Annotated in this window: 22 protein-coding genes; 13 read left to right on the top strand and 9 right to left on the bottom strand. The window is 51.0% G+C overall.

Features of this window, described 5'->3' with window-relative positions:
• The first annotated feature begins 80 nt into the window (after positions 1 to 80).
• Positions 81 to 758 carry a response regulator transcription factor gene (locus tag ACL02P_RS06035; RefSeq protein WP_009226191.1) on the top strand — a complete coding sequence of 226 codons (678 nt, stop codon included), beginning with the start codon at positions 81 to 83 and terminating at the stop codon, positions 756 to 758.
• Between the two features lie 97 nt (positions 759 to 855).
• On the opposite strand, the gene ACL02P_RS06040 is transcribed toward ACL02P_RS06035, so the two are convergent.
• Together ACL02P_RS06040 and ACL02P_RS06045 are read right to left on the bottom strand one after the other, a co-directional pair.
• Positions 856 to 1365: a C40 family peptidase gene (locus tag ACL02P_RS06040; RefSeq protein WP_009226190.1), complete on the bottom strand. Its 510-nt coding sequence runs from the start codon at positions 1363 to 1365 to the stop codon at positions 856 to 858.
• 303 nt (positions 1366 to 1668) lie between these two features.
• The gene (locus ACL02P_RS06045) at positions 1669 to 2310 is read right to left on the bottom strand and encodes a thiamine diphosphokinase (RefSeq protein WP_412836952.1); all 642 of its coding nucleotides are present in this window, start codon (positions 2308 to 2310) and stop codon (positions 1669 to 1671) included.
• A gap of 146 nt (positions 2311 to 2456) precedes the next feature.
• On the opposite strand from ACL02P_RS06045, the gene ACL02P_RS06050 reads away from it, so the two are divergent.
• Positions 2457 to 3143 carry a trimeric intracellular cation channel family protein gene (locus tag ACL02P_RS06050; RefSeq protein ID WP_009226188.1) on the top strand — a complete coding sequence of 229 codons (687 nt, stop codon included), beginning with the start codon at positions 2457 to 2459 and terminating at the stop codon, positions 3141 to 3143.
• A 101-nt stretch (positions 3144 to 3244) separates the two neighbouring features.
• On the opposite strand, the gene ACL02P_RS06055 is transcribed toward ACL02P_RS06050, so the two are convergent.
• A complete protein-coding gene (locus ACL02P_RS06055; RefSeq protein WP_009226187.1) occupies positions 3245 to 3973 on the bottom strand; it encodes an alpha/beta hydrolase in 729 nt (242 codons plus the stop codon).
• A 254-nt stretch (positions 3974 to 4227) separates the two neighbouring features.
• Between ACL02P_RS06055 and pdhA the strand changes: the two genes are divergently transcribed.
• The 4 genes from pdhA to lpdA are packed head-to-tail and all read left to right on the top strand — an operon-like array spanning position 4228 to position 9394.
• Positions 4228 to 5295: a pyruvate dehydrogenase (acetyl-transferring) E1 component subunit alpha gene (gene pdhA / locus ACL02P_RS06060; RefSeq protein ID WP_016312064.1), complete on the top strand. Its 1068-nt coding sequence runs from the start codon at positions 4228 to 4230 to the stop codon at positions 5293 to 5295.
• 48 nt (positions 5296 to 5343) lie between these two features.
• Entirely contained in the window at positions 5344 to 6324 is a 981-nt protein-coding gene (locus ACL02P_RS06065) for an alpha-ketoacid dehydrogenase subunit beta (protein ID WP_009226185.1), read from the top strand.
• A gap of 28 nt (positions 6325 to 6352) precedes the next feature.
• Entirely contained in the window at positions 6353 to 7972 is a 1620-nt protein-coding gene (locus ACL02P_RS06070; RefSeq protein WP_009226184.1) for a 2-oxo acid dehydrogenase subunit E2, read from the top strand.
• Positions 7973 to 7978: 6 nt separating this feature from the next.
• Entirely contained in the window at positions 7979 to 9394 is a 1416-nt protein-coding gene (gene lpdA, locus ACL02P_RS06075) for a dihydrolipoyl dehydrogenase (RefSeq protein WP_260070308.1), read from the top strand.
• A 106-nt stretch (positions 9395 to 9500) separates the two neighbouring features.
• Here the strand turns inward: lpdA and ACL02P_RS06080 are convergent, their stop codons facing one another.
• The 3 genes from ACL02P_RS06080 to ACL02P_RS06090 form a co-directional block, all read right to left on the bottom strand.
• The gene (locus ACL02P_RS06080; protein ID WP_412836953.1) at positions 9501 to 10319 is read right to left on the bottom strand and encodes a class I SAM-dependent methyltransferase; all 819 of its coding nucleotides are present in this window, start codon (positions 10317 to 10319) and stop codon (positions 9501 to 9503) included.
• 94 nt (positions 10320 to 10413) lie between these two features.
• Positions 10414 to 12936, bottom strand: coding sequence for an FAD-dependent oxidoreductase (locus tag ACL02P_RS06085; protein ID WP_009226181.1), 2523 nt, complete (start codon positions 12934 to 12936; stop codon positions 10414 to 10416).
• 4 nt (positions 12937 to 12940) lie between these two features.
• A complete protein-coding gene (locus ACL02P_RS06090; RefSeq protein WP_009226180.1) occupies positions 12941 to 13228 on the bottom strand; it encodes an ArsR/SmtB family transcription factor in 288 nt (95 codons plus the stop codon).
• A gap of 252 nt (positions 13229 to 13480) precedes the next feature.
• Between ACL02P_RS06090 and ACL02P_RS06095 the strand changes: the two genes are divergently transcribed.
• Both ACL02P_RS06095 and ACL02P_RS06100 read left to right on the top strand, forming a co-directional pair.
• Positions 13481 to 14296 carry a hypothetical protein gene (locus tag ACL02P_RS06095; protein ID WP_232282342.1) on the top strand — a complete coding sequence of 272 codons (816 nt, stop codon included), beginning with the start codon at positions 13481 to 13483 and terminating at the stop codon, positions 14294 to 14296.
• 120 nt (positions 14297 to 14416) lie between these two features.
• The gene (locus tag ACL02P_RS06100; RefSeq protein ID WP_036646035.1) at positions 14417 to 14881 is read left to right on the top strand and encodes a hypothetical protein; all 465 of its coding nucleotides are present in this window, start codon (positions 14417 to 14419) and stop codon (positions 14879 to 14881) included.
• Positions 14882 to 14888: 7 nt separating this feature from the next.
• On the opposite strand, the gene ACL02P_RS06105 is transcribed toward ACL02P_RS06100, so the two are convergent.
• Positions 14889 to 15662: a hypothetical protein gene (locus tag ACL02P_RS06105; protein WP_260070304.1), complete on the bottom strand. Its 774-nt coding sequence runs from the start codon at positions 15660 to 15662 to the stop codon at positions 14889 to 14891.
• Between the two features lie 445 nt (positions 15663 to 16107).
• Here ACL02P_RS06105 and ACL02P_RS06110 point away from each other — a divergent pair, with 445 nt between their 5' ends.
• The 5 genes from ACL02P_RS06110 (at position 16108) to ACL02P_RS06130 (ending at position 23047) form a co-directional block, all read left to right on the top strand.
• Positions 16108 to 17562: an alkaline phosphatase family protein gene (locus ACL02P_RS06110; RefSeq protein ID WP_412836954.1), complete on the top strand. Its 1455-nt coding sequence runs from the start codon at positions 16108 to 16110 to the stop codon at positions 17560 to 17562.
• A gap of 103 nt (positions 17563 to 17665) precedes the next feature.
• Positions 17666 to 18460 (top strand): thymidylate synthase, encoded by a 795-nt coding sequence (thyA, locus tag ACL02P_RS06115; protein ID WP_009226175.1) that lies wholly within the window; start codon positions 17666 to 17668, stop codon positions 18458 to 18460.
• 30 nt (positions 18461 to 18490) lie between these two features.
• Positions 18491 to 18976, top strand: coding sequence for a dihydrofolate reductase (locus tag ACL02P_RS06120; RefSeq protein ID WP_009226174.1), 486 nt, complete (start codon positions 18491 to 18493; stop codon positions 18974 to 18976).
• Positions 18977 to 19147: 171 nt separating this feature from the next.
• A complete protein-coding gene (locus ACL02P_RS06125) occupies positions 19148 to 20635 on the top strand; it encodes a glutamate synthase subunit beta (RefSeq protein ID WP_412836955.1) in 1488 nt (495 codons plus the stop codon).
• Between the two features lie 135 nt (positions 20636 to 20770).
• On the top strand, positions 20771 to 23047 hold the full coding sequence (locus tag ACL02P_RS06130) for a DNA topoisomerase 3 (RefSeq protein WP_412836956.1): 2277 nt from the start codon (positions 20771 to 20773) through the stop codon (positions 23045 to 23047).
• Positions 23048 to 23069: 22 nt separating this feature from the next.
• On the opposite strand, the gene ACL02P_RS06135 is transcribed toward ACL02P_RS06130, so the two are convergent.
• The gene (locus ACL02P_RS06135) at positions 23070 to 23837 is read right to left on the bottom strand and encodes an HAD family hydrolase (RefSeq protein ID WP_412836957.1); all 768 of its coding nucleotides are present in this window, start codon (positions 23835 to 23837) and stop codon (positions 23070 to 23072) included.
• Between the two features lie 109 nt (positions 23838 to 23946).
• Positions 23947 to 24864: an ArsR family transcriptional regulator gene (locus tag ACL02P_RS06140; protein WP_412836958.1), complete on the bottom strand. Its 918-nt coding sequence runs from the start codon at positions 24862 to 24864 to the stop codon at positions 23947 to 23949.
• Positions 24865 to 24876: the final 12 nt, after the last annotated feature.

Below are 24876 nucleotides of genomic sequence, written 5' to 3' on the forward strand. Positions count from 1 at the left end.
TTTCCGGGTGACCGAATGATTTCCCGGTGGAATGACCATCTTATTAATGGATTGGCAGATGCAGGTAAGGTGGTCGCGCGATGAAAGGTTACATTATGCTTGTTTTAGAGGATCAGGCTCAAGGGGAGCGAATCAAGGCTGGATTAGAGGAAGCCGGCTATCAGGTCGATTGGAAGCAAAGCGGCTCCGGCGTGCTTCGTATAATAGAAGAAGAGCTTCCGGATTTGCTGCTGCTGGGTATGGATTTGCCGGATGATGCTTCCCAGGTCCTTCTGGAGGAAATTGGGCGGTTCGCTCCGTTTCCGCTGATCCTTCTGCTTAAGGAGTGGAACACCGATGACGTTGTCGCCGGCTTTGCCGGGGGAGCCAACGATGTCGTTCCGATCACGATCCCCATGGCTGAGTTGTATGCTCGGGTTGGTCATTTGATTTCACTGTTCAAACGGCTGGGGGATGGCTCCCTAACCGAGTTGACCTTTGAGGATTTACGAGTCGAGCTGCGCAGCCGCAAGGCTTGGAGAAACGGGGAGTCCATTCGATTGACGCCGAAGGAATTCGATCTGCTGCTCTTTTTGATGAAGCGGGCTGGGAAGGTGTGCGGACGGGACTTGATCCTGCAGCAGGTTTGGGGGTATGATTTTTCAACCGGAACCAACGTGGTGGATGTCTATATTCGGCATTTACGCAAAAAAATCGATAAAGGCCATTCGAGAAAGCTGCTCCATACGATTCGCGGCACCGGATATATGTTTGGTTAAACGTAAGCCAGCCGTTTATCCCATGGCAAAGGAAAAAGTCGTTGCGATCAACTGATCTATGCAACGACTTCTTATATCAAGAGAGGGGCTTGTCCGACTAAAGGACGCGACGAGCCTTCAGATATGTTTTTTTCCAGTTACCAGAGTTCAAATTCGAAATCGTTACCCCTGGCTTCCCATAAGTATGAATAATTTTCCCGTTGCCCATATAGATCGCTACATGAGTTACGTTCTTCCCGTTTGCCCGGCTGCCGCTGGAGAAGAAGACCAGATCGCCCGCTTTCAGATTGGATTTCGATACTGCTGAGCCAACTTTAGCTTGAGCAGCGGAAGTACGCGGCAGAGTAACGCCATATTTCTTCATAACATACTTCGTAAAGGAAGAGCAGTCGAATACCTTAGTCGTCGAAGTCGATGCTCCGAATTTATAAGGAGTGCCTATAAACTTCTTCGCGTAGTTTACAACCTGCGTGCCTTTGGATACAGCAGTGCTTGTTGCCGATTGGGCTTGTACTGGTTCAGCCCCGCCTGCAAGCAGCGTACCGAAACCAAGGGCGGACACCAGTCCGACCGTCAATACTTTTTGGAATAGATTGCGTTTCATCATGTTGTAATACCTCCAAGTTCTGATTTGACCGGTTCGTTAGTTGGAGTATAACAGATTTGTAATCTCCTATATTTTGGTATAATTCCCTAAAAACCTTGGGCCGCAACGGTTTGGAGGCGATTATTAAAATAACATTAAAGTTTACATTTTTTTAAGATATAGCGTTTTTTCATCCTCCTTTATCAATGAAAATCCATGAAAAAAACCCTTGAAAAATCAAGGGTTCTGCTTTTCTTTCATCTTTTCATTCCGGGGTCACATAAAGGTTACAAAAATGATACATATTAAAATCAAATCAAATACCTAGTCACGGCTTTGGATAATAAGCAACCAGCCTTCGTTCACATACACCGTTCCGACGGGAGCCGCTAACTGATTGCTCACCGCCAGAGATTGACCTATGCGGAGCGTTGCATCATCTAATGGGTACATGAATCCTTTTAATGTAATGCCGGTTACGACAGGGGTCAGCGGAAGAAGAGAAACATATGTATATCCGCGATCCTCAACTTGGCAGACCGATCCGCACAATGTAATGTAATTATGTTCATCCCATATAGAGCAGGTAATGCCTTGCTCCGCTGCGCGCAGTAACATATGTATATTGGCCAACGAATGATCCAAGCGAGTTCCGATTACTCCGGTTAATACGATTTCTGCAGGGTTACGCTGAACGGCTAGGTCAAAGGCCAGCTCCGTATCCGTCAGATCTTTATCAATCGGATCGCAAATGACCAGCTCTTTGCTGTGTCTGCGAATCCGATCCAGTTCTTCCTCGTTCACGGAATCGAAATCGCCCACCGCCAGATGAGGGGTTATCCCGTGCTCTACCAGAAATAAAGCCCCGCGGTCAGCGCCGATCACCCAATCATCCGAACGAACCTCACGAAGCATTCCCGGATTTAATCGTCCGCCTGCAAAAATGTGCACCCGGTTCACAGTCATTTCGATTTTCTTCCTTTCCCGAACAATATCTTCTACTTTCGTTAGTATAATTCAGATTTTAGGGTTGCACAATTTCCACTTGTGGGCCTACAATGAGGATTGATAAATAAAAAGCTGACAACGAAAGGCAGAGAAGGACGGAAGAGATGCACATCTTTGAGATTTTTAGCATCATCGGGACAGTCGCGTTTGCGATGTCCGGCGCGTTCGTAGCGATGGAAGAGGAGTACGATATCCTCGGTGTGCTGGTGTTGGGCCTAGTTACGGCGTTTGGCGGCGGGATCGTCCGCAATGTCTTGATCGGTGTCCCAGTAACGACGTTATGGGGACAAGGGGATTTGATTATGTTGGCCGTAATGTCCGTGTTGGTCGCCTTCGTGCTGCCGATGCCATGGGTTCGTCGTTGGAAACGGACAGAGGTTCTGTTCGACGCGATTGGTTTGTCGGCTTTTGCAATTCAAGGGGCGTTGTATGCCACGGACATGAAGCATCCGATGAGTGCGGTGCTTGTGGCGGCGGTGCTGACTGGCATCGGGGGCGGAATTATTCGCGATTTGCTGGCCGGGCGTAAACCGCTGGTACTGCGCGACGAGATCTATGCGGTTTGGGCGATGCTGGCTGGACTGGCAGTAGGTATGGGGTGGTTCGTTTCAACATGGGAATTGATTTTGTTGTTTGCGGCAGTTGTCTTTTTCCGGATGTTATCCGTCCATTATAAATGGAAACTGCCCAGACGGTCACTGACAACAGGGGATATCTATATTGGAACGGAAGCGAAGCCGAAGACGAAATCCAGTTCAGAGCGGGCTATCGTGCAGGATCAGACTCCTTAACGCGCGTAGGAGACTATGGTGGAAAGACATCAAGAGAGGCTGTCCGAAGTAGATGAAGGTTCTACCTTGGACAGCCTCCCATTTTACTGGATATGAAAGCGTTATTTTAAGAAGTGGACTAGCGCATCGGGGAGCTCTTGCTGCCAAAATCCCCACAAATGTTTCCCGTCCTTCTCCAAATAGGTGACTCTGGCTCCGCGCTCTTCGAGCAAGGCTTTGGCTTTGCGATTTAACTCAACAAAATTATAGGTGCCTGTATCCGTTGTATAATGATCTTCCTGTAATCCCACGATCATAAAGAGCGACAAATAGGAGAGATCGGTCTCCTGAGCGAGGAGGTTAAGGGACGGTTCATAGTAGGCGCCGGACAAGCTAATGATTTTGGAAAACAGTTTTGGATTTTTCATAGCCAGGTGGAGGGAGACCGTTGCTCCTAAAGAGTCACCAGCCAGCACCCTTTCCTCGGGTTCACGGCGAACCGGATAATTGCGCTCGATGAAGGGAATAATTTCTTCCGTGAAACAGCGGGTATAGGCCTCAAACCGGTTTCCGAATGGGGCATATTCCTCTGTGCGCACGGCGGTATTCACCTCAACGCCAACGATGATAAACGGTTCAATCCCTTCATCTAAAATCAGGCGATTGGCATGTGTCGCAATCCGTCCGAAATTGAAGAACTCCTCGCCGTCCTGACAGTAAACGACAGGATAACTGAGGATTTCGTTATACCCAGGAGGCAGATACACACGCAGATAACGTTTCTCACCTAAGAATTGGCTTTGGATTTCCTCTTTGACGACGGTTCGTTTTAAATATTTCGAATCTGTCATAGTTCTACACACTCCGTTGTATAGATTTTTGCTTTTGTAAGTTGAATCAAGTAACATTTACCATGAAGCAGGACAACGATAGGTTACCACAAAATGGATCTGTGTTATACTATTTTCTCTAAACTGTTACATACACAAAGATAAAAATATAACACAACAATCCTTAATTCCTTTGACTTCTAGAATGAAACAGGAGTATAATAATTCTATAACAGAGGAACAAGTTAATCAAATTTTCAGTCGAGGTGAAAAAAATGAGCAAGATTCCTTATGAAGTATACACGGAAGAAGTAGAAGCTTTGTCCGTGCTCTCGCCAGACGGTGAAATCGTTAACAAAGATAAAGTACCGGCTCTGTCCGACGATGAATTAAAAGAATTGATGTATCGAATGGTATTTACCCGTACTTGGGACGAACGTGCGATCAACTTGGGCCGCCAAGGCCGCCTCGGATTTTATGCTCCAGTTTCCGGGCAAGAAGCGACAATGGTAGGTAGTGAATTTGCGCTGGATAAACAGGACTTCATTTGCCCGGGTTACCGCGATATGCCGCAGCTCGTATGGCATGGACTTCCGCTTTATCAAGCTTTCTTGTATTCCCGCGGCCATCAACATGGCGGACAAATTCCAGAAGGCGTTAACGTACTTATGCCGCAAATCATCATCGGCGCACAAGTATTGCATGCAATGGGGATCGCCATGGGCTACAAGCTCAAAAAACAAAAACAAGTCGTTATCACTTACACCGGTGACGGCGGTTCTTCCGAAGGCGATTTCTACGAAGCATTGAACTACGCTGGCGTATTTAAACTGCCGGTTATTTTCTTCGTGCAAAACAACGGTTATGCCATCACGACACCGTTCTCCAAACAAACTGCAGCTTTGTCGATCGCGCACAAAGCAGTTGCTGCTGGGATCCGCGGCGTGAAAATCGACGGGATGGACGTATTTGCAGTTATCAGCGCCGTGCGTGAAGCTGCTGAACGTGCCCGCAACGGGGAAGGCGCTACTTTGATTGAAGCCGTAACTTATCGTTTCCGTCCACACTCCCTGTCTGACGACACTTCGAAATACCGGACGAAGGAAGAAGAAGGTCAATGGAGCGAGAAAGACCCGATCGCTCGTCTGGCTAAATATTTGGAGAAGAAGGGTCTTTGGACCGAAGAAGATACCGCTCGTGTGAAAGAAGAAGCGAAAGCGAAAGTAAACGAGCATATTAAGAAAGCAGAACAAACGGAAAAAATGACAATTCCTGGCCTGATCGACAGCATGTTTGAAGTAACGCCTAAACACCTGGAAGAGCAAAAGGCCGATTTTCAATAAACGTACGTGTAAATTAGTCTGATCGTTCTATAGAGGAGGATACAAGCAATGGCACAAATGAATATGAAAGAAGCGATTCGCGACGCCTTGCGCGTCGAACTGCAACGCGATCCAAATGTTCTGATTTTCGGCGAAGACGTAGGTAATGTCGGCGGGGTGTTCCGTGTAACAGAAGGTCTGCAAAAAGAATTCGGGGAAGAGCGCGTAATGGATACGCCGCTCGCAGAATCCGCTATTGGCGGTTTGGCGGTAGGCTTGGGGATTCAAGGCTTCCGTCCAATTGCGGAAATTCAGTTTGTTGGCTTTATTTTTGAAGCATTGGACCAAATTCTTGTACAAGCGGCCCGGATGCGTTACCGTTCCGGCGGACGTTATCATTCCCCGATCGTGTTCCGTACTCCGTTTGGCGGCGGCGTTAAAGCGGCTGAGTTGCATACCGACGCTTTGGAAGGCCTGATCGCCCAAACTCCGGGGATCAAGCTGGTCGTTCCTTCGAACCCTTATGACGCGAAAGGTCTGTTGATCTCTGCGATCCGCGATAACGATCCTGTATTCTTCATGGAACACTTGAACCTGTACCATGCGTTCCGCGAAGAAGTGCCGGAAGGTGAATATACCGTTGAACTGGGCAAAGCCAAAGTCGTTCGCGAAGGTTCCGATGTAACGATTCTTGCATACGGTCTTATGGTTCATACCGCAGTTAAAGCTGCTGAAGAATTGGAAAAAACCAAAGGCATTAAAGCTGAAGTGATCGACCTGCGCACCCTCGTGCCGCTCGACATCGAAACGATTATTGCCTCTGTGAAGAAAACGAATCGCGCTATCATCGTTCAAGAAGCGCAAAAATCGGCCGGTATCGCTGCGGAAGTCATCGCGCAAATTAACGAGAAAGCGATTCTGCACCTGGAAGCTCCTGTACTGCGTATCGCTCCACCGGATACCGTTTATCCGTTCGCGCAAATCGAAGATCAATGGCTGCCGTCTCCGGCTCGCGTGATCGATGGTGTTAACAAAGTGCTGGAATTCTAAATCGAAGAACAAATAGGAGGTCTTTCCTGTGGCGAAGTTTGAATATCGGTTCCCTGAACTAGGCGAAGGCTTGCATGAAGGTGAAATCATCAAAATGCATATCAAGCCAGGGGACAAAGTAACGGATGAAGATATCATCATGGAGGTACAAAACGACAAAGCGATTGTTGAAGTACCATGTCCTGTGAACGGTGTTGTACAAGAAGTGTTTGGTAAAGACGGTGCTGTGTTCCGTGTAGGCGAAGTTGTTGCCGTCATCGAAGCTGAAGGCGATATTCCTGAACAAGAAGGTGCTCCAGCTCCAGCGGCTGAAGCAAGCGCTTCAGCTGCTCCAGCAGCAGCTCCGGCTCCGCAAGCAGCTTCTTCGTCTAAATTCGAGTACCGCTTCCCTGAGCTTGGCGAAGGTTTGCATGAAGGCGAAATTATCAAAATGCATATTAAACCGGGCGACAAGGTAACGGACGAAGACATCATTATGGAAGTCCAAAACGACAAAGCGGTCGTTGAAGTACCATGTCCAGTTAACGGTACGGTTCTTGAAGTGTTCGGCAAAGACGGTGCGATCTTCCGCGTAGGCGAAGTCGTCGCCATCATCGATGCCGAAGGCGATCTGCCTGAACAAGCCGCAGCACCTGCACAAGGTCATGACGCTCCTGCTGCTGCAGCAAGCGCACCGGCCGCAGCCGCAGCTCCTGCAGCTCCAAACCGTGAGATCCTCGCTACGCCTGGCGTACGCAAATATGCTCGCGAGCAAGGCGTTGACTTGTCGCTGGTACCAGGGACAGGGAAAGCCGGTAAAATCACGAAGGAAGACGTTGACAACTTCAAGAAAGGCGGAGCTGCCGCCGCTGCTCCAGCTCAAGCTGCTGCACCTGCACAAGCCGCTGCTCCAGCCCAAACTGCAAAAGCGCCTGCTGCCGCTGCACCAACAGCGATCGCAACAGAGGGCGAAGAAGAACGCGTTCCGTTCAAGGGTATCCGCAAAGCGATTTCCAACGCGATGGTGAAATCGGCTTACACGGCTCCGCATGTTACCATTATGGATGAAGTGGATGTTACGGAACTGGTTGCTTTCCGTACTCGCATGAAACCAATCGCCGAGAAGAAAGGCATTAAAGTCACTTATCTTCCATTCATCGTTAAAGCGCTGGTGGCCGCTTCCCGTCAATTCCCGGCTCTGAACGCTTCGATCGATGAAGCGAACAATGAGATCGTTTATAAGAAATACTACAACATCGGGATCGCAACCGACACCGATAACGGCTTGATCGTTCCGGTCATTAAAGATGCGGATCGGAAGAGCATATGGATGATCGCCGAAGCGATCAAAGACCTGGCATCCCGCGGCCGCGAAGGCAAACTGGCACCTCACGAAATGAAGGGCAGCACGATTTCGATCACGAACATCGGTTCTGCTGGCGGTATGTTCTTTACGCCGATTATCAACTACCCTGAAGTAGCGATCCTTGGTACCGGCCGCATCACCGAAAAACCGGTGGTTAAGAACGGCGAAATCGTTGCTGCACCGGTTATGGCCTTGTCGCTTAGCTTCGACCACCGTCTGATCGATGGTGCAACAGCACAGAACTTTATGAACTATATCAAACAGCTGCTCGCTAACCCAGAGCTGCTCGTTATGGAGGTGTAATCGTCAATGGTAGTAGGAGATGCTTCTATTGATATTGATACATTAGTTGTTGGGGCAGGTCCCGGCGGATATGTGGCGGCCATTCGTGCCGCCCAACTCGGGCAAAAAGTGCTCATCGTCGACAAAGCCGAGCTTGGCGGTGTTTGCTTGAACCGTGGTTGTATCCCGTCCAAAGCGCTGATCGCGGCAGCTCACCAATACGAATCTGCTCAACATGCAGAGGTGTTTGGGGTAAAAGCGGAGAAGGTGACCGTAGACTTCAAGAAAACCCAGGAATTCAAAAGCAGTGTCGTTAAGAAGATGACCCAAGGCGTTACCGGCCTGCTGAAAGGCAACAAGATCGAAGTTTTCAACGGTGAAGTGATGTTTATCAATGAAAACGAAGCTCGCTGCTTCAACGATCATGAATCGCCGCGTTATCGCTTCAAGCATTGCATTTTGGCAACCGGCTCCCGTCCAATCGAGCTGAAAGCCTTCCCGTTTGGCGGACGCATCCTGTCCTCGACGGAAGCGCTGGAGCTGCAAGAAGTTCCAAGCAGCCTCATCGTTATCGGCGGTGGATATATCGGTGCCGAACTCGGCCAAATGTACTCCAAATTCGGCACGAAAGTGACGATCATTGAAGGTATGGATACGGTACTGCCTGGCTTTGATAAAGACATGACTCGTCTGGTTGCCAAGAACATGGCGAAAACCGGCATTGAAATCGTGACGAATGCTAAAGCCGAAAGTGCAGAACAAACCGATAAGAACGTTACGGTGAAATATTCCGTAAACGGCGAAAGCAAAGAAGTTACCGCCGATTACTTGCTGGTAACGGTTGGACGTCGTCCGAACACCGACGGCGATTTGGGTCTGGATCTGGCCGGCGTTGAGTTGACTGACCGCGGTTTGGTTAAAGTTGACCATCAAGGCCGCACCAGCAACCCGAAAATCTTTGCGATCGGCGATATCGTAGCTGGCCCTGCGCTTGCGCATAAAGCTTCCTATGAAGGGAAAGTTGCGGCAGAAGCCATCGCGGGACTTCCTTCCGTGGTGGATTACAAAGCGATCCCAGCGGTCGTATTTACCGATCCGGAATGCGCCAGCGTAGGTCTGACGGAGTCGGAAGCGAAAGAGAAGGGCTACAAAGTCAAAGCCGGCAAGTTCCCGTTTGCGGGCAATGGTCGCGCGACTTCTCTGAACCAGCCTGACGGCTTCATCAAGATCGTTGCTAACGCTGATAACCATGTCGTTCTCGGCGCGCAAATCGTCGGGATCGAAGCATCCAACCTGATTGCTGAGCTGGGCTTGGCGGTTGAGATGGGCGCAACGCTCGAAGATGTCTCGCTGACCATTCACGCTCACCCAACTTTGGGCGAAATCGTGATGGAAACTGCAGAACTGGTTGAAGGTCATCCGATCCACGTCATTTCACGCTAAAATTAGCGAACGTTTATCCCACTTCTTCTAAAAGTGGTTCATCTCCTAAATATGTTGGGCAAGACCGATGTTACGGTCTTGCCCCTTTTTTTTGCTGGTTTTGACTTCATTTCACTCCAAGCCGCATCCGATAGCCAAACAGGATACGTCGACTTTCTCCGCCAAATCCCTGTTTCACTCGTGCGCGAAATTGCTCGGCAGCGGCAGCAATTTCGTCCGCGCCTAATTTCAAGGCGGTTTGCAATCCGCCTTGACTGAGGGCCAAGTTCGCATACCGATCGGCATCACAGTCCTCCCAATGGTGAAAGACGATCTCACGGGAATATCGGAACAGGCCGCTCTTGCGGATTTGCTGTAAATGCTGATCTTTGGGCCATTTATAGGCTTCCTTCCCGGTTTCACTTAGTTCGCTGGCTCGTTTGTCACCCAGTTGAATGAGCTCTTCATAGGCTTGCTCAAGCTGGGGCGAGGCGACCGGCGGCCAATCGCAATCGTATGCGGCAAAAATGCCTCCAGGACGCAATACCCGGGCGAATTCCTGCAGTGTTGGTTGCGGGTCCATCCAGTGAAAGGATTGTGAGCACGTAACCAGATCAACGGAGGAGGCTTCCAAAGGCAGTTCATACGACAAGCCTTTCACAAATTCAAGCTGCTGTGGCTTGCCGACTTCCTTCCAACGGTTGATCGCTACGGCACGCATATCATCGTTGGGTTCAATCCCTACGATTTGATTCGCACGCTCCAACCAAATAAAAGAGGAGAGACCGGTACCGCAGCCAACATCTGCAACGACCTCGGGGCGGCGTTCTAAATACATCGTGAGGATGTCAATCAAATCAACTGGAGCTTTGGGACGGTTTTGGTCATACAGATCACTGAACCCGGTGAAACGTTCAATATTGTTTTGGCGGATTTGTTCGCTCATTGGGCAACTCTCCTTTTATTCGCAAGACGAAAGTTATTCCCAAATTATACCGCAAAAAAGGTTCTTGGTCGCGTAGACCAAGAACCCTTTACGTTTAAACAAATAAATTAATGCCCGATTGATCAGCCTTACCTAAATAATAGCCAACGCCGCCGATTTTGACCCCGTCGATCAACTCTTCTTGGCGGATGCCCATCAAATCCATGGACATCTGACAGGCTACGATTTCAACCCCTTGCTCCATGGCGGTAGTCATCAATTCCTCCAAGGACGAGACGTTATTCTGTTTCATCACGCCGCGAATCATCTTCGCCCCGAGTCCAAGCATATTCATTCGGGACAGGGACAATTTGCGGCTGCCGCGCGGCATCATCAAGCCAAACATGCGGCCAATGAAGGTTTTGGCGACGGGAACCTTTTCCGATTTGCGCAGAATGTTCAGGCCCCAGAAGGTAAAGAACAACGTAACCTTCTTGCCGCTGGCCGCTGCACCATTGGCGATAATAAACGAAGCAATCGCCTTATCTAAATCGCCGCTGAACACAATCATCGTCGTGCCTTCCGGAGAGGACGCCAACTGCGTGGTTACCGTAGTGTCAGACTGAGCTGGGCTATCCTTCCGCAAGTAGGCTTCGATGATCCCATCCGCACGCTTGGTGACCTGGAGCATCTGATGTTTGGACATGGCGGCCCATGCCTGCACATCCTCATAGAAACCCGGATCCGATGCGGTTACGTGCAGAATTTGTCCGGCTTCCAAACGGTCCATCGCTTGTTTGACCTGAATCAACGGACCCGGACAGCACAACCCGCAGGCGTCGAGCTCCGCATCGGCATGCTGCTTGGCTTGGGCTTCGCTTGGCGCGGCCGAATGCCGCTCAGTCTGTGGTTCGGCCGGGACTGTCTCCGCAGCGGCGACCTCCATTTTTGCCGTATGATCTGCGGGAAGCTCCTGTGAAATTGCCTGACCAGGCTGGTAATTGGCCATTTGATACAGCTTGTAACCGCCGGTTAGGTTGCGTACTTTATAACCTTTTTGCTGCAGAATCCGAGAAGCGGTATATCCGCGCAGCCCTACTTGGCAGTAGACCCAAATTTCCTTGTTCGGGTCCAGCTCATTCAAGCGATCACGTAACTCATCGACCGGGATCAGCAGGGAGCCGGGAATATGTCCGTTGGCATGCTCCAGCTCTGAACGAACATCAACCAACATAGTGGTTTGTTCATCCCGGGTCGCCAAATCCTGAGGCACAAACACGCGAACTCTTTCGTTCAAGATGTTCTCGGCGGTATACGCCGCCATGTTGACCGGATCCTTTGCCGAGGAGTAGGGAGGGGCATAAGCCAGCTCCAGCTCGGCCAAATCCGCTACCGTTCCGCGGAATCGTATCACCGTGGCGATGTCGTCAATCCGTTTATCTACTCCGTCATACCCAACGGCTTGCGCGCCCAGTACCGTTCCGTCAGGCTGAAACAACAGCTTGATCGAGAGCGGGGTAGCGCCGGGATAATAGGAGGCATGGGAGTTAGGATGAACCACGGTGACATGGTATGGGATGCCCATCCGTTGGAGTGTTTTCTCATTGTTCCCGGTAGCCGCTCCGGTAAGTCCAAATACTTTGATAATGGACGTTCCTTGCGAGCCTTTATAGGTGGTTCCTAGACCGCAGACGTTGTCCGCAGCGATCCGTCCTTGCTTGTTGGCAGGTCCGGCGAGCGGGATCGCTGTTTTCGAGCCATTGACGAAATCAACGACTTCAACAGCGTCCCCCACGGCATAAATGTCAGGAATGCTCGTTTCCAGCTTATCGTTTACGAGAATATGTCCTCTTGGTCCAAGTTCGATGCCGGTATCCTTCAGAAAAGCGGTATCCGGCTTTACGCCAATCGCCAATACAACGAAATCAGCAGTACTTTCGCGCCCGTCCGAAGTGTGCACCGTAATCCGGTTGCCTTGCTCCGTAAACGAGGTGACGGTCTGCGACAATCGCAGCTTCACGCCGTGATTCTCCAGCTCTTTGGCTAGGACTCCCGCCATTTCGGGATCAAACGGTGCCAGAATTTGCGGACCGCCTTCAATTAACGTCACTTCAAGCCCGATTTCTCTTAAATTCTCGGCCATTTCGACGCCGATAAAACCGCCGCCGATCACAATGGCCGAACCTGCGTGCTCATCCACAACCCTTTGTTTCAGGCGGTCGGTGTCCGGTATATTCCGCAGTGTATGAATACGGCTGCTATTGATGCCGGGAAGATTCGGACGGATGGGTTTCGCGCCGGGCGACAAAATCAAGGCATCGTAGCTTTCGCGGTATTCGCCGCGTTCTTTGCTGCGGACCAGCACGGTTTTGGTCGCCGGATCGATCCCGATCACTTCGCTTTCCGTGCGGACATCGATGTTAAAACGGCGCTGCATCGCTTCCGGTGTTTGCACCAACAGCTTCGAGCGTTCCTTGATCGAATCGCCGATGTAGTAGGGGAGCCCGCAGTTCGCGAACGAAATATAGGGGTCCCGTTCAAACATGATGATATGCGCTTCTTCATCCAGACGGCGAAGTCTTGCGGCCGCAGAGGCTCCGCCGGCAACGCCTCCGACAATAATTACCTTTTTACTCATCGGATTATTGTTCCTCCTCGAACAGATGGCGAACCAGTTTAATGACTCGCTCATTCGCCAAATGATAATTGACTTCCAATCCGTTGCGTTCAGCTTCAACGATACCTAAGCTGCGCAGCTTCTGCAGGTGCTGGGATACGGTCGATTGCGGCAGATCCAAGCACTCCTGCATGTACGTCACATTGCATTGCTTCTTATCCAACAAACCGCGGACGATACATAACCGAACCGGATGCGCCAAGGCCTTCAGCATTTCTGCTGTTTCCTGATAGGCTTTGAAATTGTAATCCATGTAGGTTCACCTCATTAATATCCTATCAATCACTATATCGTAATATTACAATATAACAATGCATTTTGCAACTTATAAGTACAACATGCGTTAGATACAGTAGTTAGAGAGTACGTCAAACCCGGAGGTGCCTTTTGCATGCAGAAAGCTGGTAGGTTCTTATTCATGCTATTGACTTTGATTGTGGCTGGTTGTGATCCAGAAGCACAGGACAATGGGGGTTATACAGGCACAGAGATGAAGAAACCGTCCATGACCAAACAAGATCACAATGGGGAAGGTCAATTATCGTCTACTCCGGTGCTTCCTGCTGAAGTAGATCCGGATCAATTGAAGGGGATCTTCGGATTTGCTGACGAAACTGGAAGCCGGATCATCGTGGCCGGGGAGGAAGAGGGGCAGCAGGAGCAGCTGGCTCAAATCACCCATGCAATTGGCGAGAACGGAGTTGTGCTACCCGTCACCTACGATACATGGCAAAGAGGAGACGGCGCAGGTTCAGGAAGAGACACTTCCTACAATTTCGCGCATTTGTCCGGGGATATCTTCACTGTGACCGAAGGTACGGCACAACCGAATGCGACGTATTATCTCTTCCAACCGCAGGACATCCCGCTGGATTCCTTATTGAACGTCGTTACCGATGGACGCTCGGTAATGGATGAACCTCTACGCGAGAAGCTTGAATCCGAGAAGGACAGAACAATTCGGCAACTCTGGAGTCTAGTGGAGGTTGGTTCGGATGCGAAACTGTATTTGGCGTTATTTCAGCCGGACGGGAAGAACCAGTTGTTTAGTTTCGTCCTCGTGCGGGACCATGGAGTTGTCGTCCTAGACTATCCCGCTGTTGCCGAGGATACGAATAGCGTCTGGCGGGTAGATGACCAGGGGGAAGTGACCCCGGAGATGTTTTCCTTTCTGTTTGCGGCCCAAACTACCGGTAAAGGGATATTAATAGGGTTGGAATGGTATGGGGCTGAAGGGATCAATGTGTTATTCCTGCATGGAGAGAAAGATCGGTTAATCGAACTTGAAACCCGATACGGTAGATATACGGCTCCTTTGTAAGCATCTATGAGATAATTCCAAACAAAGTTCCTCCGTCTTCTCCTGTCGGCAAGCTATTGGCTTTGTTAATCGTCAATAGAACCGACAGGAGAAATGAAGGAAAAGTTTGGAGGATTGCCCATGCTCGCTCGAAGCTCGTCTATCTTTTATCTGATCTACCTGCTGTTCAGCCTGTTGATGGGGAACCGGACGCTAGCCCCACACGAGGAAACAGCCCCAGTGTATCCCGAACGGTTGGCCGGACAAATCGAGGACGAGATCCTGAAAGTCACGGCCAACGCAACCCGATCGGAGGACGGGTCGGAATATCGTTTGGAAGTCACCTTAACGAACAAAACGGGAACGATGGTAAATATTATTGCCGACTGTGGAAGCTCCATCACCATTGTTCGTAAGGAGCCGCCTCCCGAGGACCGCATATGTGCCGCCGTATATTCCATGGGAATTTACAAACATTCATCTACGACGGAGCAATATGACGTTCCGGTTACCGATATAATCAATGAAACCTTAATGATCAAAATCCGATACGAAGACGAAGGAGTCCGCGGAACTTTGGAGCTTAGCTTAACTGCTGAATCGTGACCCGCCTCTATTTAGGCAGCTTCGCAGAAGCGTTGGTGATGGTCCGGGAGATTTGTTTTTCCCAATCGTACACTTTCGTTAAAGAGGTGTGAATGGTTTTCGTTTGATCATACACAATCTTGAGCTCCAATGCTGCAACAATGGCGTCGCCTCGCTTGACGCTGGCCTTATATCGTTTATCAGCCGCCGAAAGGTGTTTTCGCGCGGCGGCGACGGATTTGTTTTCGGCGGTGATCTGCTTTTTTAACGTTTGTACGGGGGCGAGCGCGTCTTTAACGACTTTGACTTTGGCGGCTTTCGCTTTCTTCGCAGCGGCCAGCGCATCCTTCTTCGCTTTGATTTCCGCTGAAGCAGCCGTTGCTGCGGGCTTCAGCTGATTGCGCTTCAATTCCAGCAGATCCGCCGATTTCTTATCTTTGCGTATCTTGGCTGCCGAAACCTGCTTGCCCAAAGATTTGTACTCTTCCAACAGTGAGGCATGCTTCCGCTGCAATGATTCGGATTCCTGAGTCAGGCGAGTGATTGTGGCTTGATCGATGGCTTTGAGCTTCGCATTGATTGCTGCCAAAGCGTCATTATTCTTCTTGCGCAGTGCTGAAATTTCAAGGCTTTCCTGTTTGACCAGCGTTTGTACAGCGGTTAACCCATCATACATCGCATCAATCCCGCTCAAGGCCGCTTCCCAAGAGCTTGCGGCATACATTGGTCGGGTTCCGCTCATCATCAGCGAAATCGTAATTACCGCCAGCAACAGCAGTCTGATCGAATTTCTCCACTTCATAAACCGTCAACTCCCACCTATACGAATTTGCCATCCTCATAGGAACGCAAAAAAGCACCTGGCAAGAAAGGCGATTTCGCCTGACTTACGAGGTGCTTCACTCGCTTGAATCTATATGATTTTGGCATATTTAACTATAAACTACCAGGCACCAAAAGTCAATCCTCTATACGAACTCACGTTCTAGATGAACGGGTTCGAGGTATTTACATAGGAAGAAATGACATACTATGTTTAAACTTTAAGGCTGGTGAGCAACATGCTATGCAATTTCTCGCGGTGCGGGCGATGCTATTTCTGGCTTCCGTTCGTTGTTTTAGGTCTGCTGTTGGGCGGATGCCGTCCAACCCCCATTCCTAAAGAACCGGATCTACTACATATCCAATCGATAAACGAACCCTCCACTGGCAAGAAAAAGGTCATTTTTGTTCTGGTCGACTCCCTCATGGACCAATCGATTCAACGCGGAATTGAGCACAATGAGCTTCCCACCTTTCAATATCTCATGCAGCATGGAAAATATTATCCCGATATGATTAGCTCCTTTCCGACTATGTCGATATCGATCGACAGTACGCTGCTTACCGGACGCTATCCGGATGCTCATCATGTGCCGGGCTTAACCTGGTATCCGCATCATGGCAAGAGAGTTATCGGTTATGGCTCTGGTCCCTTTGAAGTTTTGCGCCGCGGAACGAAATCGGTTTTGACTCATGCGTTAAAGGATTTGAATGGAAAGCACTTGAATCCCGATCTGCCGACCCTATATGAGGATTTGAAGCGGAGGGGCTTCACCTCCGGGTCGGTTAACGGATTGGTTTACCGAGGGATGACGGAACACCAAATCGACTTGCCGCAACCGTTACGCGGGCTTGTTCCGCTGGCATTGCCTTTTCAAGTGAAAGGGCCGGATTTTCTGGCTTTCGGGGCATTGTCGAACCCTCTTGACGGGGTGACGGATTTGCCTGACGGGCCTGCGGACCGGATGGGCTTTAATGATCGATATGCAATTGGAGTTGCAAAATACTTGATCCAAACCGGTCAACTGCCGGATTTTTTGCTGATTTATTTGCCTGACCTGGATGGAAAGTTGCACAAACACGGCCTTACAGATCGTGAAGGAATCAAGGAGACGGACCAGCGCCTAAGCGAGTTGCTGGAGGCTTACGAATCTCAAGCGCAAGCGCCCAACGATACGATTCTGATCGTTGCGGGAGATAGTGGAATGAGCCAAGTGTTGCCCAAAGACCAACAGCCGGTGATTTATTTGCCCAAGCTGTTACAGCGGTATCACGTGCTGCCGACTGGCGAAGCCATCGACCAGTCTACGGAAATTACCCTTGCTGTAAACGATACGATGGCCTATGTCTACATTTTGAAACCTGAGATGCCGCTGAAGGAAATCGCCGATGTGCTGAGGAGCGACCCGCGAATCGACATCATTACCTGGCAGGAAGATGGCTGGATTCACTGTGTGAAAGCAGGGGATCCGGCATCGATGAGATTCAAAGCAGGCGGGGATTTGCAGGATCCCTACAATCAATCCTGGACCGTGCAAGGGGTGGAACGGATTCTCGATTTGAAGCGGGAGAACGGCACCGGGCATGCCGGGCCACTCCGGATTACGTATGGAAAATATCCAGATCCACTGCGTCGCTTACAAGGCGCCCTGCAATCCCATGAAGGGAGATTTCTCATCGTCACCGCCAAACCGGGTTATGAGCTCGCGGAAGCCGGAGCGCCCACGCATGCTGGAGGCGGGGCTCATGGGGGCCTGGATGCGTCAGCTTCGCTGGTGCCTCTGATCATCTACGGAACGGAGAAGAGGCCGGATTTTTTGCGTATCGTCGATTTAAAGGCTTACTTGCTAGATTTGCTGCAGACGGAAAGCCGTAAATAAATCGGAGAGGGTGACACAAATTGGGCATCAACTCATTCAAAAGCCGAGGAAGTCTGCTATAATAGGATGGATTAGTAGACCAATGTGACGGGGTGTTTAACTCATGAGAAAATATTTAGATTTGCTGGAGGATGTTCTGAAGAACGGAACGCCCAAGGAGGATCGAACGGGTGTCGGGACACGCTCGGTCTTCGGCCGGCAGCTGCGGTTTGACTTAAGCGAAGGCTTCCCGCTGGTAACGACCAAACGGATTCATTTGAAATCGGTGATCCACGAGCTGCTGTGGTTTTTGCGCGGCGATACGAATATCGCTTATCTGAAGGAACATGGCGTTCGGATTTGGGACGAGTGGGCGGATGAGAACGGCGACCTCGGCCCGGTGTATGGGTCGCAATGGCGCTCTTGGGAAGCCCCGGACGGCCGGAAAATCGATCAAATCGCGAACGTGGTGGAAGCGATCAAGAAAAATCCGGATTCTCGCCGCCACCTGGTAAGCGCCTGGAACGTAGCTGAGGTAGATCAAATGAAGCTGCCGCCATGCCATTTCGTTTTTCAATTTTATGTTGCAAACGGCAAGCTGTCTTGTATGCTGACGATGCGTTCGGTGGACACTTTCCTTGGCCTGCCGTTTAATATCGCTAGTTACGCGCTGCTCACCCACATGATCGCCCAGCAATGCGACCTTGAGGTTGGCGAGTTCATCTGGTCCGGCGGAGACGTGCATATTTACAACAACCATATCGAGCAGGTAAAAACCCAATTGGAACGCGAGCCTTATCCATTGCCAAAGCTGGTGATTAAACGGAAACCTGACTCGATCTTCGACTATAAATACGAGGATTTCGAATTTATCGATTACCAGTATCACCCGACGATCAAAGCAACGGTTGCTGTATAAAATTTACGGAGGATGGAGGGATCGATCGGGATGATCACGCTAATTTGGGCGATGTCCAGAAATGGGGTCATTGGCCGGAACAATCAGCTGCCCTGGAGACTGCCGGCGGATCTAAAGTTTTTTAAAGCGAATACGACAGGAAAAACGATCGTGATGGGCCGCAAGACTTGGGAATCCATGGGCAGCAAGCCGCTTCCGAACCGGCACAGTGTCGTGATGACCGCGGATCCGTCCTACAAGGCGGAAGGCGCGGATGTCGTCCATTCCGTGGAGGAAGCGTTAACCTACGCGGAGCGGGGAGAACTGATGATTATCGGCGGTGCGGGCGTGTTCAAGCATTTCCTGCCGCTCGCGGATCGGCTGATCGTGACCCGAATCGAAGAGGATATCGAAGGGGACGTATTTTTCCCTGACTTCTCATGGGAAGATTTTGAATTAGTCCATGAGGAGCAGGGAGTACAGGACGAGAAGAATCCCTATGATTACCGCTTTCTCACTTATGAACGCCGCAAATGATGTGATAATAAGTACAAATTATCATATCATTAATCCATTAATAACATTTCCCCCGAATGCTAACATCAAGATACATTGATGACGGCGTATGAAAAGTTTTCGATCGCCCGTATGGGGTGACTCGCCGACTTTTTATATCATGTGACATGATAACGGATGGGGGAACTTGTGATGTCTACACCAACAGGATTTATGGAGTTCAAGCGCGAACTTCCCGGGGACCGGAGCCCGTCCGAACGGGTGAAGGATTGGGAAGAATTTCATAAACATATGTCTGAGGAGGATCTGCGCATCCAAGGCGCACGCTGCATGGACTGCGGCACGCCTTATTGCCACACGGGCATTGATATGGCCGGCGGGACAGCGGGATGCCCAGTACACAACTTGATTCCGGAGTGGAATAACCTGGTTTACCGTAATCTCTGGAAAGAAGCGCTGGACCGTTTGCACAAAACCAACAACTTCCCGGAATTTACGGGACGGGTTTGCCCTGCGCCTTGTGAAGGCTCCTGTACCGTAGGTCTGATCGGTGAGCCAGTCACGATCAAGACGATTGAACAGGCGATTATTGATAAAGGGTTCGAAGAAGGCTGGGTTGTTCCTGAACCTCCGGAGAAGCGGACAGGCCGTAGAGTAGCCATTGTCGGCTCCGGACCAGCCGGTCTTGCTTGTGCCGCCCAATTAAACAAAGCGGGCCATGAAGTGACGGTCTATGAGCGCGCAGACCGAATCGGCGGTCTCCTGGTGTACGGGATTCCGACGATGAAGCTGGATAAAGCGATTGTCCAGCGCCGCGTCGATTTGCTGGCTGCCGAGGGCGTGAAATTCGTTACGAACACGGAAATCGGCAAAGATATCAAAGCTAAGCAGCTTGTCGATGAATACGACGCGGTGGTGCTCTGCGGAGGGGCAACCAAACCACGTGAATTTAATATCGAAGGCAGCGATTTGAACGGGGTACAGTATGCGATGCCCTTCTTGAACGGCACGATTAAGAGCTACCTGGATTCCGGATTAACCGACGGGAACTATTTGTCCGCGGAAGGGAAGGATGTTATCGTCATCGGAGGCGGGGACACCGGCTCTGACTGCGTAGCGACGGCGCTGCGCCACGGTTGCCGCAGTGTCACACAATTCGGTACCCACGCGAAAGCTCCGCTGGAACGGGATCCGATCAACAACCCTTGGCCGCAATTCCCGAACGTGTACACGCTCGATTATGCCCAAGAAGAAGCGAAAGCATTGTTTGGTAAAGATCCTCGGGAATTCTCGATCATGACGACAAAATTTGTCGGCGACGAAAACGGCAACCTGAAGGAACTGCACACCGTGCAAATTCAGCGGATTGTCGACGAGACCGGACGCAAAATCTACAAGCCGATTCCGGGAACCGAGCGCGTCTTCCCAGCGCAACTGGCGCTGATTGCGATCGGGTTCGACGGTCCGGAATCGACGATCGCGGATGAGCTGGGACTCGAGAGAGATCGCCGTACGAACGTGAAGGCGAAATACGGTCAATTCAAAACCAATGTCGAGAAAGTGTTTGCGGCTGGCGATATGCGCCGAGGCCAAAGCTTGGTCGTTTGGGCGATCAACGAAGGCAGAGCGGCGGCACGTGAAGTGGATAAATATCTGATGGGTTCGACGGTGCTGGTATAATTCCGCTTACGAACCACAACATTTTGACAGGACGATCCTGGGTCAATATGCTATAATAGGTACTAGCTTACTAGAGCTGCGCGTAGCGCGGCTCTTTTTTAGATTTAAGAGACAGAGGAAGAGGGGCCCTTAAGCATGAAAACGCTCGTAATAGCCGAAAAACCGGATATGGGACGGACGATCGCCGCCGTGATTGAGCCGAAGGCGAAAAACAACCGATCCTACCTGGAGGGAGAGCGATACATCATTACTTGGGCGATAGGCCATTTGTTAGGATTGGCCGAACCGGATGCCTATGATGAAAAATACAAACGCTGGAATTTCAACGACCTGCCGATTCTGCCGGATCGGTTCAAGATTGTGCCGAATCCGCGCACGAAGGATCAGTTGAAAACCATCGGCGAGCTCGCGAAACGCTGCAATATGATCGTTAATGCGTGCGATGCCGCCCGCGAAGGACAGTACATATTTGCGTTGATCCAGCAGCAGTTAAAGTTAACCCAGCCCGTCAAGCGGTTATGGATTTCTGACTTGACCAATGAGAGTATCGCCAAAGGGTTTGCCGAGCTGCATGATGCGTCCGAGTTCGAGAACCTAACGCAGGCCGCGCGGGCGCGCAGCGAAGCAGATTGGCTGATCGGGATGAACGCGACGCGTGCGTTTACGACCAAACATCGGGAGCTGCTGTCCGTTGGACGGGTACAAACTCCGGTGCTGGCGCTGATTTACGACCGGCAGAAGGAAATCGAGAACTTTGATTCCCTGACCTACTATGAAATCAAAGCGGAATTTGAGCAGGATACCCGGAAGTATACCGGCAGCTGGCAGGGGGACCGGTTGACGGATAAGGAGAAGGCTGAGGCCATTGCCACGAAGGTTCGCGGGAAGGAAGGGCGGATCACCGAATACGAAGTGAAAGAAACGAAGGAGTATCCGTATAAGCTGTACGATTTGACGTTGCTGCAGCGGGAAGCGAATGCCAAGTTCGGCTATTCCGCCAAGAAGACGCTGGATATCGCCCAGGCGCTTTATGAACGCCATAAGGTGATCTCCTATCCGCGGACAAGCTCCAACTATGTGACCGAGCAAAATATCGACGGGATGCATAAGGTGCTGCACATGCTGAAATCGTCGAGCTACAAGGAACTGGCGGAAGGCGGTCGTCCGAATCTGGTGCATGTCGGCAACAAGGCCGTGTGCAATCCGTCTCGGGTGGAGGACCACCATGCAATCCTGCCGACGCTTCGGCGTCCAGGCACGTTAAGCAAAGAGGAGCAGAACATCTACGATCTCGTGATCCGTCGCTTCCTGTCCCATTTCTATCCGGCGGCGGAGTATAAGCAACATACCGTGTTGACTGAAGTGGAAGGCGAAACGTTTAAAACCAACGTGAAGGAGCTGCTGTCGCTGGGGTGGAAGGTATGTCTTCCTGGCGATGACGGAGCCAAAGCCGGAAAAGGACGCGGCAAGAAGAAGGACGAGGAGGACGAAACCGAAGAGCTGATCAGCGAGCCGTTCGAGATCGACCGTAACCGTCCGGTGCAATGCACAGGCGCTGAAGCGAAGGAGAAGGCAACCCAGCCGCCAAAGCATTATACCGAAGGTACGCTGCTTAAAGCGATGGAAAGCGCCGGGAAGAACCTGGAGAACGAGGAGCTGCGCGAAGCGATGAAGGATGCCGGACTCGGCACTCCAGCCACCCGGGCGGCGACAATTGAGCGGTTAAAGAACGTCGGATACATTACGATGCAAGGGAAAAAGATTACGGTGACGCAAAAAGGCCGGACCGCCGTAGAGCTGATCCGCCGCGCCGGCGTCGAGCTGCTGACCTCGCCGGAGATGACGGGGCAATGGGAGCGCCGATTATATCAGATTTCCAAGGGGGAAGCGGCGCGGGAGCAGTTTATGGAGAACGTGCGCCGATTCACCATATCGATAATCGAGAAGGTGCGAACGCAGCAAAAAGCGGACGCCTCCATGTTCGCGACGGCCGAGACGGAGAAGGGCAACCGGCGGGGAAGCCGAAGCAGCAGCGGCGGTAAAACGGGACGATCCGCCGCCGCTTCGGGGGCGAGTGAGCGCCGCACAGTCCAAGCCGCCGCGAAGCAGTTGCCGGCAGGCAGCCTGCAACCGCTGGCGCCCTGCCCGCGCGAAGGCTGCGGCGGTCAAATCATCGAAGGCCGCAAGGGCTATGGCTGCACGCATTACAAGCAGGGCTGCGGCTTCGTCATCTGGAAGGAGTTCGGCGGCAAGAAAATCTCGCCGGCCATGTTAAACGCGCTCTTGACGAAAGGCCAAACCCAGCTGTTATCCTTCAAACGCGAGGGGGGCGAGGTAAAAGCCCGCATCTCCTTGGTCGATCGCACGACCGGCAAGCTGGAGCTGATGGAGGCGGAGCCTTCCCGAACTTAAGTGAAACGAACAAAACGGACCTCTATAGGGTCCGTTTTTGCCGTTGGGTTTGATGAATATGGTTAAAGATTACACGGGGAACTTCTACCAACGAAGTGACGGTGTGCATTTCCGAATCCCCGTCATGCTGGAGCTCCACGATATTGTACAGCCACTCATTAGGGATTTTGATGTAAATCGCCTTAATCCCGGCGGAAAGGGCCGGCATGACATCCGTCCGCAGGCTGTTGCCGATCATCCAGGTTCGGGAACGATCAAACCGCCGCGACTTGAGAATCTCCTCTAAAGCTTTCGCATTTTTGTGCTGACGAATGTAGATCCGATCCTGAAAATACTCGGCGAGCCGCATCTGCTCGATTTTACGTTGTTGGATCACAGTGTCGCCGCCGGTGTACAAGTGCAGCTCATGGCCTTGACTGCGAAGCAGATTTAAGGTTTCGACCATACCGGGATACGGTTCGATGGGCTGCTCATAGACGCTGAGCCCCAGCTTCATCAGACGCTCCTCTTCTTCTGGAAGATCCTTCCGTCCCGTAACTCTAGCGTAATATCGGTAGGTGTCCACCAACGATTCGGGAAAATGCGAGCTGGCAAACCCGATTTGATGAACCCCGGCAACATCGATTTCCGTTTGTTTCTCCCGGATCTCTTTCGTCGAGATGCCATACGTCTTAAACCAATCGGTCATCAGGTCAGCGAATTGATCCAAGATCAGATCAAAATATTTATTGCAATGGATCAAGGTATCATCTAAATCAAAAATAACTTGTTGAGTCAAGGGTGTTTTCATTTCTCACGGGTCACTCCTTCTCCAAGACACGCTTGTCTCTACGTATAGCTCTATCCTAACACAAGCGGAAGCGTCCCGCCAAAGCAGACTGCCCTACGATAAAATCAAACTACAGCCGAATATAGGATTCCAGGAACATTTGGAGCTCCGCCGCCCCGTCCGGACGGATACTGAACTTCTCCGTATCCTGGGCGAGCAGATGGATGCGCAACAAGCCAGCGACCCGCAGACGCATCAAGTCGTGCATCAACTGATCTTTAGGTTCCCCTAGATCCTTCAGCATATCTTGCATCGATTTAGGCTCATCGGCAACGTAGCGGAGGAGGCGCAACCGCTGCGGTTCGGCCAGGGCCCGGGTCAGACGTTTTAATACCATCGGCGGCTCATCCTCATCGAGCTCTGGAATATCGAGCGGGTATTGGATGAACAGCACGTTTTCGTAGAAGACGTATGTATTAATCGGCCGAAAATGGATCGATGGGGTTAACACGACCAAGGAGATTGGCTTCAAAGGCTCCAACACCAACCCGCCGGAGGCGTATTCGATCAGCGCGTCGGTGTCCATCTTTTGCAGCAGCGTATGCTTCTCGGCTGCATCTTCCTCCAGCAACGGGAGGAATTGATTCTTGATGGAAACCATATAAAGCCGGTGCCAGCATTTCAGCAACGGGATATAGCTGCTTTGAATCCGTTCGATTGTCTCACTACTCACAGTGGGAATGTAGGATTTAGTACGGTCGTAAAGGGACACGACAGAGCTTTCCGCGATGTCGTTCAGAAATTGCGGGATATCCACCGCACCGTTTCGCTCCAAGGCCCAAACGTACAAGACGTCATAGTCTGTGAACGGGTACTTGGCCGCTTCGGCAAATTGTTGCCGCTCCTCCGGCGCGAGGCGGGCGTCAACCTCGGCAATCCATTCCAGGCCGACATCGAGATTATTCACCCATTTTTGTGTCGTATATATCATAAAGCTGCTGATCAGTTCGTAGACCAAAGAATGGTCCACTTTCACGTCATAGGCCATGATTGAACTAAC

The sequence above is a fragment of the Paenibacillus sp. MB22_1 genome (assembly GCF_047200555.1).
In the GTDB taxonomy this organism is placed as follows: Bacteria; Bacillota; Bacilli; order Paenibacillales; family Paenibacillaceae; genus Fontibacillus; species Fontibacillus phoenicis.

What these genes read in the sequence shown, in the direction of transcription:
- ACL02P_RS06035 (WP_009226191.1), top strand. Translation starts at nt 81, where the DNA reads ATGAAAGGTTACATTATGCTTGTTTTAGAGGATCAGGCTCAAGGGGAG.
- ACL02P_RS06040 (WP_009226190.1), bottom strand. Translation starts at nt 1,365, where the DNA reads ATGATGAAACGCAATCTATTCCAAAAAGTATTGACGGTCGGACTGGTG.
- ACL02P_RS06045 (WP_412836952.1), bottom strand. Translation starts at nt 2,310, where the DNA reads ATGACTGTGAACCGGGTGCACATTTTTGCAGGCGGACGATTAAATCCG.
- ACL02P_RS06050 (WP_009226188.1), top strand. Translation starts at nt 2,457, where the DNA reads ATGCACATCTTTGAGATTTTTAGCATCATCGGGACAGTCGCGTTTGCG.
- ACL02P_RS06055 (WP_009226187.1), bottom strand. Translation starts at nt 3,973, where the DNA reads ATGACAGATTCGAAATATTTAAAACGAACCGTCGTCAAAGAGGAAATC.
- pdhA (WP_016312064.1), top strand. Translation starts at nt 4,228, where the DNA reads ATGAGCAAGATTCCTTATGAAGTATACACGGAAGAAGTAGAAGCTTTG.
- ACL02P_RS06065 (WP_009226185.1), top strand. Translation starts at nt 5,344, where the DNA reads ATGGCACAAATGAATATGAAAGAAGCGATTCGCGACGCCTTGCGCGTC.
- lpdA (WP_260070308.1), top strand. Translation starts at nt 7,979, where the DNA reads ATGGTAGTAGGAGATGCTTCTATTGATATTGATACATTAGTTGTTGGG.
- ACL02P_RS06080 (WP_412836953.1), bottom strand. Translation starts at nt 10,319, where the DNA reads ATGAGCGAACAAATCCGCCAAAACAATATTGAACGTTTCACCGGGTTC.
- ACL02P_RS06085 (WP_009226181.1), bottom strand. Translation starts at nt 12,936, where the DNA reads ATGAGTAAAAAGGTAATTATTGTCGGAGGCGTTGCCGGCGGAGCCTCT.
- ACL02P_RS06090 (WP_009226180.1), bottom strand. Translation starts at nt 13,228, where the DNA reads ATGGATTACAATTTCAAAGCCTATCAGGAAACAGCAGAAATGCTGAAG.
- ACL02P_RS06095 (WP_232282342.1), top strand. Translation starts at nt 13,481, where the DNA reads ATGACCAAACAAGATCACAATGGGGAAGGTCAATTATCGTCTACTCCG.
- ACL02P_RS06100 (WP_036646035.1), top strand. Translation starts at nt 14,417, where the DNA reads ATGCTCGCTCGAAGCTCGTCTATCTTTTATCTGATCTACCTGCTGTTC.
- ACL02P_RS06105 (WP_260070304.1), bottom strand. Translation starts at nt 15,662, where the DNA reads ATGAAGTGGAGAAATTCGATCAGACTGCTGTTGCTGGCGGTAATTACG.
- ACL02P_RS06110 (WP_412836954.1), top strand. Translation starts at nt 16,108, where the DNA reads ATGGACCAATCGATTCAACGCGGAATTGAGCACAATGAGCTTCCCACC.
- thyA (WP_009226175.1), top strand. Translation starts at nt 17,666, where the DNA reads ATGAGAAAATATTTAGATTTGCTGGAGGATGTTCTGAAGAACGGAACG.
- ACL02P_RS06120 (WP_009226174.1), top strand. Translation starts at nt 18,491, where the DNA reads ATGATCACGCTAATTTGGGCGATGTCCAGAAATGGGGTCATTGGCCGG.
- ACL02P_RS06125 (WP_412836955.1), top strand. Translation starts at nt 19,148, where the DNA reads ATGTCTACACCAACAGGATTTATGGAGTTCAAGCGCGAACTTCCCGGG.
- ACL02P_RS06130 (WP_412836956.1), top strand. Translation starts at nt 20,771, where the DNA reads ATGAAAACGCTCGTAATAGCCGAAAAACCGGATATGGGACGGACGATC.
- ACL02P_RS06135 (WP_412836957.1), bottom strand. Translation starts at nt 23,837, where the DNA reads ATGAAAACACCCTTGACTCAACAAGTTATTTTTGATTTAGATGATACC.
- ACL02P_RS06140 (WP_412836958.1), bottom strand. Translation starts at nt 24,864, where the DNA reads ATGGCCTATGACGTGAAAGTGGACCATTCTTTGGTCTACGAACTGATC.